The organism is Parashewanella sp. 2304DJ23-3 (assembly GCF_056591695.1).
In genome coordinates this window covers 309726-324219 of the sequence record NZ_JBWQOH010000003.1, presented here as the reverse complement: position 1 = coordinate 324219, position 14494 = coordinate 309726, and the positions used below count along the sequence as shown (strand labels likewise).

Sequence of the window (14494 nt, the reverse complement as noted above, 5' to 3'; positions counted from 1 at the left end):
CATTTCCCAATAATTATCGAAATGTTGATTGGGAACGGCCTCTAGTCTCTTATTCTTTTTTTCGCTGCCGTACTTTTTCTATTGTTATTATTTTGGCTTGTATTGCGCTTAGTTTGGTTTGGTTTTCTGTAGTTTTTTTGCTTTTGCGACTTATCACTGCTTTGAGTCTGGTCTTTCTGAGACTCAGCACCTGTCTTCTTCACTTTTGGTTTTTTAGGTTTCTTAGGTTTAGGCTTAACCAAATTTGTTTCTGGTACATTGTGAGTGGGCTCATAACCTTCGATTACTTTACGAGGTATGAGCTCCTGAATCAAATTCTCAATATCTTTTAATTGCTTAGCTTCTTCTGACGAAACGAGTGATACAGCACAACCTATCGCACCAGCTCGACCGGTGCGGCCAATACGGTGAACGTAGTCTTCTGCAACTGTTGGCAAGTCGAAATTAACCACTTGCGGCAGTTGATCTATGTCGAGACCTCGTGCAGCAATATCTGTCGCAACGAGTACTTTTACTTGTCCAGATTTAAATTCGGATAATGCTTTTGTTCTTGCGCCTTGGCTTTTGTTACCGTGTATGGCGGCCGCTTTGATACCTGATTCAATTAAGTTTCGAGTGATTCTATTAGCACCATGTTTAGTGCGGCTGAAAATCAGTACTTGTTGCCAGTTATGTTGCTTAATCAATTTGATGATGATACGCATCTTACGACTTTTATCTACAACATGAAGCCATTGTTCGATACGTTTAACGGTCGAGTTAGGTGGCGTCACCGAAATCTCAACTGGATTATGAACAATAGTTTTCGCTAGAGCGCGAATATCATCAGAAAATGTGGCTGAAAACATTAAATTCTGGCGATGTTTAGGTAACAGAGCGAGAATTTTTTTTATGTCATGAATAAAGCCCATATCAAGCATGCGATCGGCTTCATCTAATACCAACACTTCTAGCAGCTTAAAGTTTAGTGCCTTTTGATGATACAAATCGAGTAGACGGCCTGGTGTAGCAACTAAAATATCCACACCTTTTCTTAGCTTCATCATTTGAGGATTTATTTTTACACCACCAAAGACAACAGTAGATCGTAGTCTTAAGTTTCTTCCGTAAGCTTCTACACTTTCATGAACTTGTGCCGCTAGTTCACGAGTAGGGGTTAATACGAGTGCGCGAACTTGATTTGGTTGCACTCTATTACCATTGTCTAATCTATCCAGAAGTGGAAGTGTGAAACCTGCTGTTTTGCCAGTACCTGTTTGTGCCGCAGCTAGCACATCTTTTCCTGCGAGTACGGGTGGTATAGCTTGTTCTTGAATTGGGGATGGTTTTTCATATCCTTTTTTTGAAACGGCACTAAGGATTGGGTCTGATAAACCAAGATTTTTAAAGCTCATAAAATAAACCTACGAACAGCCACTAACAGGCAGGGATCTAGAGAAGGTGCGGTAGAGTACAGTAAGTTGACTAATTGCGCCATAAATTCCGTAAAAACCTTTTTAATATAAGACCAAAGTTATACACGCAGAAGCACAAAGTGAAATAAAATACGGCAATTATTGATAAATATAGATTTAATAAACTAATGAAATACTGAGTTAAAAATAGAAAAACATAAGATAATAAAACTGGTACAACCGAGTGGATTCGAACCACCGACCCCTACCATGTCAATACGTTGCAGAGCTTGAATTATAAACCATTTACAATTGCCGGAAAACCTCTGAAAGCCTTTAACAGCAAGGGTTTTGAGAAAAATACCCCTTGCTGTAATTATGAATAATTGAGTTTATTTGACGATAACATCGAAATTTATGGTCACTAAATGGGCATAAGTTCAAAATTCCAAATTTGACCACTTTAGAGTCATAGAAACCCGTTTCGCTCTAGCTTTGTATTCCCTGTAATGTGTAATTAGTGTTTCAAAAATGTAACTAGTGATAGATTGGTTTAGTCTAGCAGCAGATCAACTATCCATCATATGAATTTTGATTCCATCTTGTTTGATGCTTTTGGTCATTATGATTTTGAGGTGAACAGTTATAAGACGGATGCTAATGTCGAGTCGATTTTTAACTATTTTGAGGCAAGCATTGGCTTTGCTTACTTGCAGTCTTTTTTAAACCAGCTTATAGGTCATCAATATTCACCGAAGTGCTCTTTTTTGATTCACGTTCTTTAGCGATAGCAAGTAGTTCGAGTTCTTCTAATCTGTTCAACATCATCTCATATGCTTCACCTGGTTCGCAGTAGAAAGCTGGGTCATTTCGGTTTAGTACAGCTACTGCTGCACAGTGAGTACTTTTAGCCATTTTCATTGGGGTTGCTTTCAACTGAGTGATACTTACTGCGACATCGGCTAAAATTCTAGTGGTCCTGTAATAGCTCTTTAAAATAGTCTTTAATTAGGTTATTTTGGCTTGGAGTAATCAGTAAAAAAAGTGGTTCAACTAGGGGACAAAAGAGCTAGCTCATAAGCTGCACTTCGTATTGTTGTTTACAGCTATTTTCTCGTTAAGCAAGCGTTAGAGGGATGCTATATGAAATGGAGTTTAATTTTCTTATTTGCATTGTCATTTATGTCTGGTGCAATAATTATGAGACATGATGTCGATGATAGTAAGTATCGAGATTTTGCAAAAAACAATAAATCAATAGTGACCTTCTATGGAAATTACAAAGGTAAGGAAATTGTTGAAGGTACAGGAACTTTAATTGCTAATGATTGGGTGGTTACTGCGGCTCATGTAGCGAACTATCTACAGGTTGATGGTAGGGTACGATTTCAAGACTCAAATTATAAGATAAAAAAGGTAATTAAACATCCGCAATGGAAAGAACAACAATTTCCAAATGATATCGCTCTTGTAAAATTACAATCAGGAGTTTCAGGTAGTGAAATTGCAGCTTTATACGAAGACGCCGATGAGCTTAATAAAAACCTAACTTTTATTGGTCGCGGTGACTTTGGTACAGGTACAATTGGGGTTATTGGTGCAGATGATAACTTGAGGGCTGCACAAAATACTGTCACAGAAACAAGTGGTCAGTGGATCCGCTTTAATTTTGATGGCACTAAAAACGCCTTACCGTTAGAAGGTATTAGTGGTCCAGGTGACTCTGGGGGACCTGCTCTACTTAAAGTTAGTAATACTCTCTATATTTTAGGTGTGAGTTCATGGCAAAACGCTGAGCCTACAAAATGGCAAGAAGCAAAATATGGAGTAATTGAAAATTACTCTCGCATTTCATATTTCGCAGAATGGATTCAACATATTATTGCAGAGCATTCTTCTAATAATACAACAGAGACGAAATAGGCTTTGGGGTTGGGGTTTCTTCATGAGCTGACTCGTCAATTCATTTTGACGCAGGATCTTTAAGCTTGTCATATAGAGCAGCTTTAGCTTCTGCATAACGTTCAAGATAAGAGGATTTATCGATAATTCTTAAAACATCTTCAAGTTCTTCAATTGAGTACTGAGAATAGTCTAGGGTGTTACTTGTAGCTGATCACTTCCATAAGCACACTTGCTCGCATTTATCCGTTACTTTCTGCTCAATATAAATGACTGTATAAATTCGGCCTTGCTCACATTAACTGCAACTATGACTTTCTTTGCTCAGATTAAGTAATTCTATCGGTTTGGTTTGCTCACTTTATCTGACTTTAATAAAAACCTATAAAACTGATTCTTAGTGATCTTTTTCTTATCGTAAAAACAGACCTTTTCATTTGTGCTTTTTCAAAAGCAAAAACGAACATTTTTGATGATGGCCATTAGCGTGGGATAAAACGCTTTTGCCCCAAAATGCGTTAGAGCATTAATTCTAAATGTTATCATCCTTTGACCTAAAGTTTACATAAAACTTAAACAAATCTTAATCCAGTCTTAATCAAATCTTAATTTTCAAGTACAAAATGTAATATATTGTATCTTAAACAATCAATTTTGTTGCGTAGTTTATGAGTTTAAACGTTAGTATAAGATTAGCTAGCCAAGAAAGTTTTTTATGTGGATGCTGACTATTATACAGCTAGGGGCACACATACTTCTCATTTCCCAATAAGCGAGCTAAAACGACTATAGAAACTTAATATAAAATCACTTACTGATTTTTTTCCAGTAAAGTTGAACAATGTGGTGATATTCCAGATGACACGTATTGTCCTCAGTTCTTAATAAATAAAAGTTCATCTCATTGTGAAATATGGGTCTTCGTCATTTAGTGTGAATTTAACGAGTTTATTTTTGAGATAATGGGTCTTAGGACGAAGAGCCAGAAATGATAAAGTCTTCTACAGGCATGATCATGGTCAACAAAAATTAATCACATACTAAGTTTGCGTAAGTAACTTTAATAAAGAGAAAGGCTATGTTCATATTTAGTGTTGTTAGATCTCTAGCATGTTGAATTATAGTGCGTTTATAAAACTATTATTTAGCTTAATACAACCCATCTTCAATCAGTTACAGAAGTACCAGCACTTTAGAGAAACATAGCCAAGAGAAAACTTATGCTCAACAAGAAAAAACCACAGAACACTTGTTCTCTGCAGGGATTAATCATTACTTTTATTTGTATGTGTTTTTATTTATATGATTACACCGCACAAGTTGCGCCATCGGTTATGACTAAGCTACTGATGAGCAACTTACAATTAACGGCAAAAGATTTAGGGATATATTTAGCATTTTTCTATGTATCTTATGCTTTTATGCAATTTCCTGGAGGTTTGCTATATGATAAATTCGGTGTTAGGAAAGTGTTGATATTTTTTACGACTATTTGTGTAATTGGAGTATTAGGTTTTAGTTATGCAAATAATCCTGCAATGCTTACTATCAGTCGATTTCTTATTGGAATGGGCGCTTCAATAGCCTTTGTAGCTCCTTTAATCATATCTTCTCGCTGGTTACCATTAAGCTACTTTCCTTATGTTACTGGTCTTACACAATTTTTTGGTGCTATTGGTTCCATATTTAGCGGTATTGTTATCTCAAAACTAACCATAATATATGGTTGGCGAACATCCATGTTATATTTATTTTATGCTGGTATGGCATTACTAGTACTAATTATTTTATTAGTACGCGACCAACCACAGAATTATTTAACATCAGAAAAAAAAACAAAAAATAACATCTTACTTATAATTAAAAACATTTTGACTCGAAAACAAATTTATTGGGTAGGATTATGTGGATTATTATCATGGTTTCCAATAACAGTTTTTGCCGCCTTATGGGGCATTCATTTTATTTCAGAGAAGTACCAAATTGATGCATATTATAGTTCTCAATTAATTGCTACATTATGGGTCGGAGTCTGTTTTGGCTCACTTAGCATTGGATGGATTTCCCAAAAACTTAAACAGCGTAAATTACCTTTTTTATTATTTAGTTGCATAAGCATAGTAGGCTCTACTATGACAATATATCTTAATTTGCCCATTTGGCTCTTTTGCATAACTTTATTTATGATTGGTTTTGGAAGCTCAACGCAGGTGTTGAGTTTTACAGTTATTAAAGATATCTTTCCGTCTGAAAATACAAGCGCTGCACTAGGATTTAATAACTTTATGGTGGTAAGCAGTGGTTTAATTGGTCAACCATTAGTTGGTTTTTTGATGGAGTCAGCATCAAAAGGTAAAAGTATTAATCAAGCAACTATATATCAATTACATGATTTTAAAATTGCTTTGTCGACTATACCTATTAGCTCTATTTTATTACTTTTAGTATCGGCCTTCTTTCTAAAAGAGTCATTTAAATGATAAGGGTGTTTATATGAATGAACAATATATTGTAATTATTGATCCTATAATTTCAACGAAAAATTTAGTAAGAACATTCTCTGAAAATAATTACAAAATTATCGCTTTAATGACAAAGAAAAAACTAAAAGAATATTATGCAAATAGTTTTAACGTAAATGAATTTCATCAGGTTATTTATCTACATAATTCGTTAGATGATGATATAGAAATGTTAACAACCAAATTAACAAATGTAGATATTAAATACGGATTTATCGGCTGTGAGACAGCATTGCCCTATGGCGACATGTTATTGTCGAAGTTATTTCCAAAACAAAGTAATAGTATTACTACCACAGAAAAGCGTTACAAAAAGGCATTGATGAATGATAGTTTACATATGGCTAACCTTCCATGGATTGAGCAAACATTAATCAAGGCTAATGATGAATTAAATTGGTCTGTTTTAAATAGTTTCATTGCTAAACATCAAAATGCTATTGTTAAACCAAATCAAGATAGTAATTGTTCAGAAGGAGTCAAAATAATTTCTAATTTGAATGAGTTAAAAACATATCTTTCTAACTATAACAATGATCAAGATCTTATATTGCAACAACTTGTACGTGGGTGCGAATATTTTGTTGATACTTTTAGTTATGATGAAAACCATATTACAACCGCTGTATTCAAATATTCTAAAAAATTCATTAATGACCAACCTGTATATCAATATCTAGAAATTTTATCTCATGATAACGAAGTCTCAAAATTGTTAACTGAATTAAATTACAAAGTATTAAACGCACTTGATGTCCAGTATGGGTTTTCTCATAATGAATATATGGGAAATGGTAAGCAATTTAACTTGATTGAACTGAATCCTAGAATATCTGGAATGTCTAATCAAGCTAATTGTATGTGTCTAAAAAAATATAAAATTGATCAACCTTTAGTTTGTTGTTCTGTTCTTCAAAATAGGCAAATAAAAAAAATAGATTCCGGTAAACATTATCGTTCTGTGGTGTTAAATGATTTAGGGTTTAGTTATAATTCCTTAAACACTGGTGTGTTTGAAAATTTAGGAACATTTGATGAAATCACTGTATTAAAATCAGCTAATAGTGGAGTTTCAGACTTGTCTCTTAGTAATACGTTAGCCTTTATTCTTCTTTCTGATGAATCGATAAATAACATTGAACAGGATACTAAAAAAATACGAGAAATAGAAAAAAATGGGAGTTATATAATCCAATGATTAGAGGATATGTTTTAGCTATTTGCTATATAGCATGTTACTCGCTATCAACTATTTATGTTCACACTGTAGGTCAAAAAGTTGATGAGTTGACACTTTATTGCGTTACTACTATTACAGCCTGCATTAGTTTACTACTTATTAATTTAACAGGCTTACCAAAATCGTTATCATTTTTTAAAAAATACCCTTTGGAAATTTTATTATTAACATCATCAATTTCCTTATGTTGGTATTTTTTTTATGTTGTAGCCATTCATAGCTCAGCTATTATAGCCTTAACTCTAATGTTTCTTAGTAATGCGCTCGCTGGTGCTATTATTGGTGAAAGATATAAATTTATACTTTTTTATTGTTTTATTTGTGGCGGATTTTATACAATAAAAATGGCTGATATTCAAGATATCAGTTTAGCAACATTGTCTGGATTCTTATTACATTATTATTGGGTTTGTTCTAAAAAATACATGTGTAATTGGAAAATAACAGCAGCACAATTATTATTAATAAGATATTTATTAACAAGTATTATCGTATGTGTAATTTATAGCCTTCATACATTAAACCATAATACAATAAATTATCACTGGGATGATTACAAGTTGATGTTACTTATAGGATGGACAAATCAATTATTACCTAACATTTTTAGTCAGAACAGTATTAAATATATACCTGTAATAACATTTTCTAATTTTATTAGTGTGATACCCGTATTAGTATTATTGCTGGATTTCTGGATCAATAGCCAAAAATTTAACTTATTAGCATTTTCTATTGCCAGTATTGCCGCATTAAGCTTATGGCTTGCAAATAATGAATGACCCCGACATCTCGCAGTACTTTTAATAGCTGTCTCTTGATCATATTTCAAAGTATCTCACCATCGGCCAGCATTTCTTTTGCTACTCGGTAACCATCATCGTAAGATTGAAGCGTATCCCAACCTTCCCATATCATTTCGCAATCAGTACAGGCTGAGTATAACCACATGTTCTGAAGGTGTGGAATTGAGTCACCTTGGGATAGGAAAAGGTAAATGTATTGATTATAACCTTATGAATAATATATTTGGTATTTCTATTAAAGATGGTAAGGACAAGAATCAACGATTGGAGTGTGGATGTGTAAAAAGTGTCGATATTGGGAGGGATAATACGTGCTTGCATGGATGCTAATACTGTTACGCAACTGATAACAAGGGGCAAGCTAATAACAATTTTAAAAAACATGATCCATCTGGTTTGGTTGGAGACTCTAAAGGGGTTGAGCATTTTAATGAGCCGATAGAGATTCAAACCTCGTTGTTCTAGAGAGTTGTATAACAACGCATTTAAGAGTGATTCCCAACGCTTGACATTTTCAGTTCCATCGTTGGGTTTCGTGTTTAAGGTGTAATGGTTTGCTTCGTGGTAGCGTTGCTTACACCTTAATGTGGCGTTAGTTGCTCAAGCAAGGATGTGTGATGATTCAGGTTGAAGCAGATTTTATTACCAAGCTATCCTCGTCTATCTTGTTGAGTAGTTAAAATGGTTATTACTGTTGTTGTCACCTAGAAACGTTTCTGAAATGTAATTGCGCCCATGAGTTGGTCAAAATAAGTCACAATTGTAAATTCACAGAGTTCTCTGAAGATAAACTTACATTTAAATCACACAAATAACTGGACGAATTAATAGAAAATTGACTGGCAGTGATCGCTTGAATAGGTTCTCAAGTTTAGGTGTAACTATATGAAATACAATATATTAGTTACATTAAAATAATATTTACAATCTGATTTTGTTAATCAAAAAAATAATTTTTATTGAAAAAAGTAATTTAAAGAATTGGTACAACCGAGTGGATTCGAACCACCGACCCCTACCATGTCAAGGTAGTGCTCTAACCAACTGAGCTACGGTTGTATATTTTGAAGTGTTCGTTTGAACGGCGCTTATAATATGCATTGTTGAAGCTGCTAGCAAGCAATAAATTAATAAATTTAATTTGATTGCTCGCTTGTCGCTCATATTGATCAATTCTGCTTCAGTTTTCAGGTATTTTATGTCTTTTTTGAATAACAATAAGTCTGAATGCAAATAATATCGCAGCTGAAGATAAGCCTGCAATTAACCCTATCCAAAAACCTTCGGCGCCCATGGCTGGAACAATATAATCTGTTCTTCCTAAAACATAGCCGAGACTCATTCCGATCCCCCAGTATGAGATAAGCGTAATATAGAAAGCGCTTTTAGTATCTTTATAGCCTCTTAATGCGCCTGCGGCCACTACCTGTACTGAATCGGATAACTGGTACAAGGCGGCTAAAAACATGAGGCCAGCAGCCAGTGATACTACTGTAGGGTTATCATTATAAAGGTAGGCAATGGGTGTTTTTAAAATGACAGTGATTAAAGCGGTGACTACAGCCAAACCAAATGCGACCATTAACCCGACTTTGGTTACCGTTTTAGCGATTTCTGGCTGATTTCTACCCAAATAATATCCGATCCGAATGGTAACGGCCATGCCAATTGATAAAGGTAACATAAAGACTATTGATGAGAAGTTTAAAGCAATCTGATGACTGGCCACCACATTTGAACCTAGCGGTGCAAGAAGGAGCGCAATCACGGCAAATAAACTGACTTCAAAAAGTAGTGCCATTGCAATTGGCATACCTGCAATAAACATTTCCTTCATCATGTTTAAGTCAGGAGCATAAATATGAGAAAAAAGATTTAAAGGTTTAAATTTTTGGCTGCAGAGAACATAAATGGTCATGGCCAAGAACATTCCCCATATAACAAGTGCTGTGGCAATACCACAACCAGCACCACCTAGTGCAGGCATTCCAAAGTGGCCATTTATAAAAATGTAATTTGCAGGAACATTGATCAGCAATCCTACAAAACCAATGATCATAGTTGGCTTTGTGAATGAAATACCTTCACTGCAACATCGTAAAACTTGATATAATACGAATGCTGGTGCGCCCCATTTTATACCATCGATATACCCGAGAGTTAATTGAGCTAGAGCAGGCTCTATAGACATTTTAGATAAAAATACTTCTGAATAACTCAAGAGTAAAATTACAATGGCAGCACCAATTAAACCAAGGTAAACACCTTGATAAGCAAGTTTTGGAATGGCTTTTAATTGATTGGCACCATAATGGTGTGAAATAAACGGTGTAAAGATTAGTAGCAAGCCTTGGACAAATAAAATTGCAGGGGTCCATAGGCTTGTGCCTACAGCGACTGCAGCCATATCTGTTGCACTTATTCTCCCAGCCATTACCGTATCAATAAACCCCATTAGTGTTTGGGTGACTTGCGCAATGAGAATAGGCAGGGCAAGTTGGATCAAGCGTTTGACTTGATAGCCTGAATGATTCATAAAATTCCTAAATAAATCAGAGAAGAAATATGTTTACTGGAATTGTACAAGCCACTTGTAAAGTGGTTTCGATAGAAGCAAAACCCGGCTTAAAAGTTTTAGAGCTAGACATTGAATCGCATTTAACTCAGGGGCTTAAAATAGGTGCCAGTGTTGCGGTTAATGGGGTTTGCCTTACCGTTACAAAACACGAGAATGATAGTGTCTTTTTCGATGTGATGGAAGAAACTTTAGCGCTCACAAATTTAAATTTTTTAAAAGTGAGGGATAAAGTAAATATTGAACGCTCCTTAACTTTTGGCTGTGAGATTGGAGGGCATGTTTTATCAGGTCATATCCAAACTCAAGCTAAAATAGTAAAAATTTCTAATACTGATGAGCACTATAATATTGAGGTGGAACTTCCTTCACAGTGGATGAAGTACATTATGTATAAGGGTTTTATTGCAATCAATGGGTGCAGCCTAACTGTAGGAAAGATTAAAGAAAATAAGTTTCTTATACACTTGATACCAGAAACGCTGAGGCTTACAAACCTTGAAAGCTACACCGTTGGAGATGCATTTAATATTGAGATCGACAGTCAAACACAGACAATTGTGAATACTGTTGAGAGGTATTTGAAGCAATCTTGATATATAGCGAGGTATTTTAAACGACCTCGCTTCAATATGATTTTTCTGAAATCTACTTAAGTCCATTTTTAATTTCAGTTGAGAGGCAAGCTTTTAAAAGTTTCCTTTTTTACAAATATAAACCCCTTTCTTCATTCGATATAATGAATTCCTGCTTGTTTTTTAGTTGAGATACACTTAAATTTAAACAAGTGTTTAAATTTTTATTGGATTCTAAAATGTACCCTTATCAAGCACCTATCAATGAAATGGAATTTTTATTAAACGATGTATTTGATGCCGATAATGTATGGCAGCAATTACCCAAATTCGAAAATGTGCTTGATAGTGAAACTGCTTCAGCAATCTTGAGTGAGGCAAGTAAGCTGAGTGAGGAGTTAATTGCACCATTAAACCGAAACTCAGATGAACAAGGCGTCAAACTTGTTGATAAAACAGTCGTCACCCCCGATGGCTTTAAGGAAGCTTATCAAGAAGTTGCAGCTGGGGGGTGGATAGGTTTGTGCGGCAATGATGAGTTTCAGGGGATGGGGATGCCCAAAATGCTTGGCGTTCTGGCTGATGAAATGTTTTATTCTGCTTCTAATTCTTTCACTTTATACAATTCTTTAACCAGTGGCGCAGCACTTTGCATCGAATCACACGGAAGTGAGAAATTAAAAAACTTTTTCCTGCCTAAAATGTATAGCGGTGAATGGGCTGGAGCAATGGCGATGACTGAAGCTCATGCAGGCTCTGACCTGAGACACTTAAAAACGACTGCAGTACAACAGGATGAACATTACCTCATTTCAGGTTCCAAAATATTTATCACAGCCGGAGAACATGATCTAGCCGAAAATATTGTGCATTTAGTGTTAGCTAAAATTAAAGGCCAAAATGCACTGTCACTGTTTGTGGTTCCTAAGTTTCACTGCAATCAATTCGAAGGTCTTGGTGAATTCAATAACGTAACCGTTGGTTCAATTGAGCATAAAATGGGACTTCATGGTTCAGCAACTTGTGTGATGCATTATGAGGGATCGGCAGGGTACTTAATCGGTGAAGAAGGCAAAGGATTAGCTTGTATGTTCACTATGATGAATTACGAGCGTCTTGCTATAGGCATTCAAGGACTAGCCAATTCAGAGTTTGCCTACCAATTAGCCAGCAAATATTCAAAAGAAAGGGTGCAAGGCAGTGCTATATCTGCATCGGGTGAAAAAATAGCGGCTAGTGCTCTGATTCACCACGGGGATGTACGCAGAACGTTATTGAATATTAGATGTTTAACTGAAGCAGGTAGAGCATTATCTGTATTTACCGCAAAGCAGTTGGATTTGAGTAAATATGCACAAGGTGAGCGCCAAACCAATTCATTAAATCTAGCATTACTCCTAACGCCCATTACAAAAGCTTTTTTTACCGATCGAGGCTTAGAAAGTGCCATTGCAGCCCAGCAAGTTTTTGGTGGTCACGGGTACATAAGGGAAACGGGTATTGAGCAAATTGTCAGAGACAACCGAATCGCTCAAATCTATGAGGGAACAAATGGGATACAAGCGCTCGATTTTCTAGGCCGTAAGGTAGTGAAAGATGAGCTGAAATCGTTAAAGCATCTTTTGCATTCTTTTAGGAAAGATCTGCACTTATTTAAAGTGGGTGATGATAAAAAAGTTAAGCAATTACTGCAGCTATTTTCAAAGCTTGAAAATGTAGGTGAGCAGATAGCAATCAAAAGCAAAGAAGATGTAAACCTAATTAACCTCAATGCAGTTAATTACTTAGATGCCACAGGCTATATCATTTACGGATATTTTTGGTTATTGATGCTTGAAAAATCAGTAGATAGTCAACAAGTCTGTTTTGAAACTAAAAGTATTCTTTGCGAGTATTATTTTGATACTTTTATGCCCAAAGCTACAGGGTTACTTGAGCAGCTTTCAGTTATGAAAACAGGAATTATGAATCTTGAGGTGGATAAGTTTTAGATATTCCCACTTTTAACCTGCTCTATAAACCCTTTTAAGAAAGCAGCTTCGAATGGCTGCTTTTTTGAGTCTTGATGACTAATACCATTTTCTAAAATTGCGAAAGCATAATGATGCTTCCCTCTAATATTGATGTATCCAGCAAGACAACTGACACCACTCATTGAGCCCGTTTTAGCTGTGATAACATCTTTTAAAGGAGGGTGGTTAAAAGCATGCTTATTGAGAAGCGTGCCACTTCGTCCGGCAACAGGTAAAGCGTGCGTCAATAGCTTTAGAGCAGGAGTGTTGTGAATTGCCTTAACGGTTTCTAATAATTGGTGAGCTGAAACTAGATTATATCTTGATAAGCCTGAACCATCGGCAAGTACGGCATCAGAAATATCTACGCCTAAACTCTTCATCGTTTTTTTGATCGCACGGGTACCGTTGACAAAGCTACCTTGTGTTTTGAATTCAAGTTGACCAATCTTCTTCGTCAATGTATCTGCAATCATGTTGTCCGAATTTAATAGCATTTCTTTAAGTAAAGCAGGAAGATTTTCAGAGTTATGGCGGGCAATCACTTTTCCAATATGCAAATTATTAGAAATGAGGTTGATTTTATTGTTCGAAATCCGACCTGACACTCGTATCCCAAGTTCAGATAAACTCTGAGCTACGAAGTCTAAAGCGAATTGTTGTGGATCGGGGATTGCGACTTCTAAAGGCACGTTCCTTTTAATCTGATGGCAACCATCAATAACATAATGGTTGATTGAAACCTTATTTAACTCCATTTGACAATCTTGTTGGACGTGTTTTGGGTCAAAATACACATTACTGGTAATTTGTAGTGGAACATGTTTAAAAAGATGTACTTTACTTTTGTTTCCCTTCGTCGGTAAAAGCTCTGCAGTAACGCAGTTTTTATCAAGAATATATCCAGAGATCGGAGCTGCAAAACAAATCCCTAAATCATCCCAAACCCATCCTTTTGCTCTCGAGGATTTTTTGAGAGGTGCGGACAAAAGCACATCACCCGAAATGTGTTTTATTCCTTGCGCTTTAACCTGTTGTAATAACGTATATAAGTCATTTGTGGTCAAACTTGGATCGGCATCAAATCTTATATATAAATTTCCGATTAACGTACCATTGATTACGTTGCCATTGCTCTCTATTGATGTTTGATAATGAAATTTGGGCCCCAACTCTTTGAGGGCTGAAGATGCAATAAAGAGTTTCTGAGTACTTGCAGGTAACATTAATTGACGAGAATTATAGCTATATACAGGTTTATTAGAGGTTAAGTCCCAAACAGCAACTGAGACAGAGGAGCTCTTAGGCTTAACGGCTGTAATTAGAATGTCTAATGGGTCTACTGCTAAAGCTTGTGATGAGAATAAAAAGAGCAATAATAAAATTGGCTTAAATGCTTTTTGGTTAATCATTTCATTCTTTGTAACTAAAGTTATTAGCTCAAGTATGCAAGTACCCACGTAAATAG

Annotated in this window: 11 protein-coding genes and 2 tRNA genes; 7 read left to right on the top strand and 6 right to left on the bottom strand. The window is 35.6% G+C overall.

Annotated elements, in window-relative coordinates; all coding sequences use genetic code 11:
* Nucleotides 1-41: 41 nt before the first annotated feature.
* From AC1EU2_RS09490 to AC1EU2_RS09480, 3 genes are all read right to left on the bottom strand, one after another.
* The gene (locus AC1EU2_RS09490) at nt 42-1394 is read right to left on the bottom strand and encodes a DEAD/DEAH box helicase (protein WP_480298035.1); all 1353 of its coding nucleotides are present in this window, start codon (nt 1392-1394) and stop codon (nt 42-44) included.
* Between the two features lie 232 nt (nt 1395-1626).
* A tRNA-OTHER gene (locus AC1EU2_RS09485) sits at nt 1627-1710 on the bottom strand.
* A gap of 416 nt (nt 1711-2126) precedes the next feature.
* The gene (locus AC1EU2_RS09480) at nt 2127-2315 is read right to left on the bottom strand and encodes a type II toxin-antitoxin system Phd/YefM family antitoxin (RefSeq protein WP_480298034.1); all 189 of its coding nucleotides are present in this window, start codon (nt 2313-2315) and stop codon (nt 2127-2129) included.
* Between the two features lie 222 nt (nt 2316-2537).
* Between AC1EU2_RS09480 and AC1EU2_RS09475 the strand changes: the two genes are divergently transcribed.
* The 5 genes from AC1EU2_RS09475 to AC1EU2_RS09455 all read left to right on the top strand — a co-directional run bounded on the left by AC1EU2_RS09475 (nt 2538) and on the right by AC1EU2_RS09455 (nt 8194).
* Nucleotides 2538-3317, top strand: a complete 780-nt coding sequence (locus tag AC1EU2_RS09475) for a S1 family peptidase (RefSeq protein WP_480298033.1) — start codon at nt 2538-2540, stop codon at nt 3315-3317.
* Between the two features lie 1199 nt (nt 3318-4516).
* Nucleotides 4517-5776 (top strand): MFS transporter, encoded by a 1260-nt coding sequence (locus AC1EU2_RS09470; RefSeq protein ID WP_480298032.1) that lies wholly within the window; start codon nt 4517-4519, stop codon nt 5774-5776.
* Between the two features lie 13 nt (nt 5777-5789).
* A complete protein-coding gene (locus AC1EU2_RS09465) occupies nt 5790-7016 on the top strand; it encodes an ATP-grasp domain-containing protein (protein WP_480298031.1) in 1227 nt (408 codons plus the stop codon).
* Nucleotides 7013-7840 carry an EamA family transporter gene (locus tag AC1EU2_RS09460; protein ID WP_480298030.1) on the top strand — a complete coding sequence of 276 codons (828 nt, stop codon included), beginning with the start codon at nt 7013-7015 and terminating at the stop codon, nt 7838-7840. Before AC1EU2_RS09465 ends, AC1EU2_RS09460 begins: the two co-directional genes overlap by 4 nt.
* Before the next feature lie 180 nt (nt 7841-8020).
* The gene (locus AC1EU2_RS09455) at nt 8021-8194 is read left to right on the top strand and encodes a DUF1848 family protein (RefSeq protein ID WP_480298029.1); all 174 of its coding nucleotides are present in this window, start codon (nt 8021-8023) and stop codon (nt 8192-8194) included.
* Between the two features lie 652 nt (nt 8195-8846).
* Here AC1EU2_RS09455 and AC1EU2_RS09450 read toward each other — a convergent pair.
* Nucleotides 8847-8923 (bottom strand) — tRNA-Val (locus AC1EU2_RS09450).
* 121 nt (nt 8924-9044) lie between these two features.
* The gene (locus AC1EU2_RS09445) at nt 9045-10400 is read right to left on the bottom strand and encodes an MATE family efflux transporter (protein ID WP_480298028.1); all 1356 of its coding nucleotides are present in this window, start codon (nt 10398-10400) and stop codon (nt 9045-9047) included.
* 29 nt (nt 10401-10429) lie between these two features.
* Here AC1EU2_RS09445 and AC1EU2_RS09440 point away from each other — a divergent pair, with 29 nt between their 5' ends.
* Both AC1EU2_RS09440 and AC1EU2_RS09435 read left to right on the top strand, forming a co-directional pair.
* A complete protein-coding gene (locus tag AC1EU2_RS09440; RefSeq protein ID WP_480298027.1) occupies nt 10430-11035 on the top strand; it encodes a riboflavin synthase subunit alpha in 606 nt (201 codons plus the stop codon).
* Nucleotides 11036-11253: 218 nt separating this feature from the next.
* Nucleotides 11254-13005 carry an acyl-CoA dehydrogenase family protein gene (locus tag AC1EU2_RS09435; RefSeq protein ID WP_480298026.1) on the top strand — a complete coding sequence of 584 codons (1752 nt, stop codon included), beginning with the start codon at nt 11254-11256 and terminating at the stop codon, nt 13003-13005.
* Here the strand turns inward: AC1EU2_RS09435 and dacB are convergent.
* Nucleotides 13002-14438 carry a D-alanyl-D-alanine carboxypeptidase/D-alanyl-D-alanine endopeptidase gene (gene dacB, locus AC1EU2_RS09430; RefSeq protein WP_480298025.1) on the bottom strand — a complete coding sequence of 479 codons (1437 nt, stop codon included), beginning with the start codon at nt 14436-14438 and terminating at the stop codon, nt 13002-13004. The two genes, AC1EU2_RS09435 and dacB, sit on opposite strands and share 4 nt — an antisense overlap.
* Nucleotides 14439-14494 lie beyond the last annotated feature (56 nt).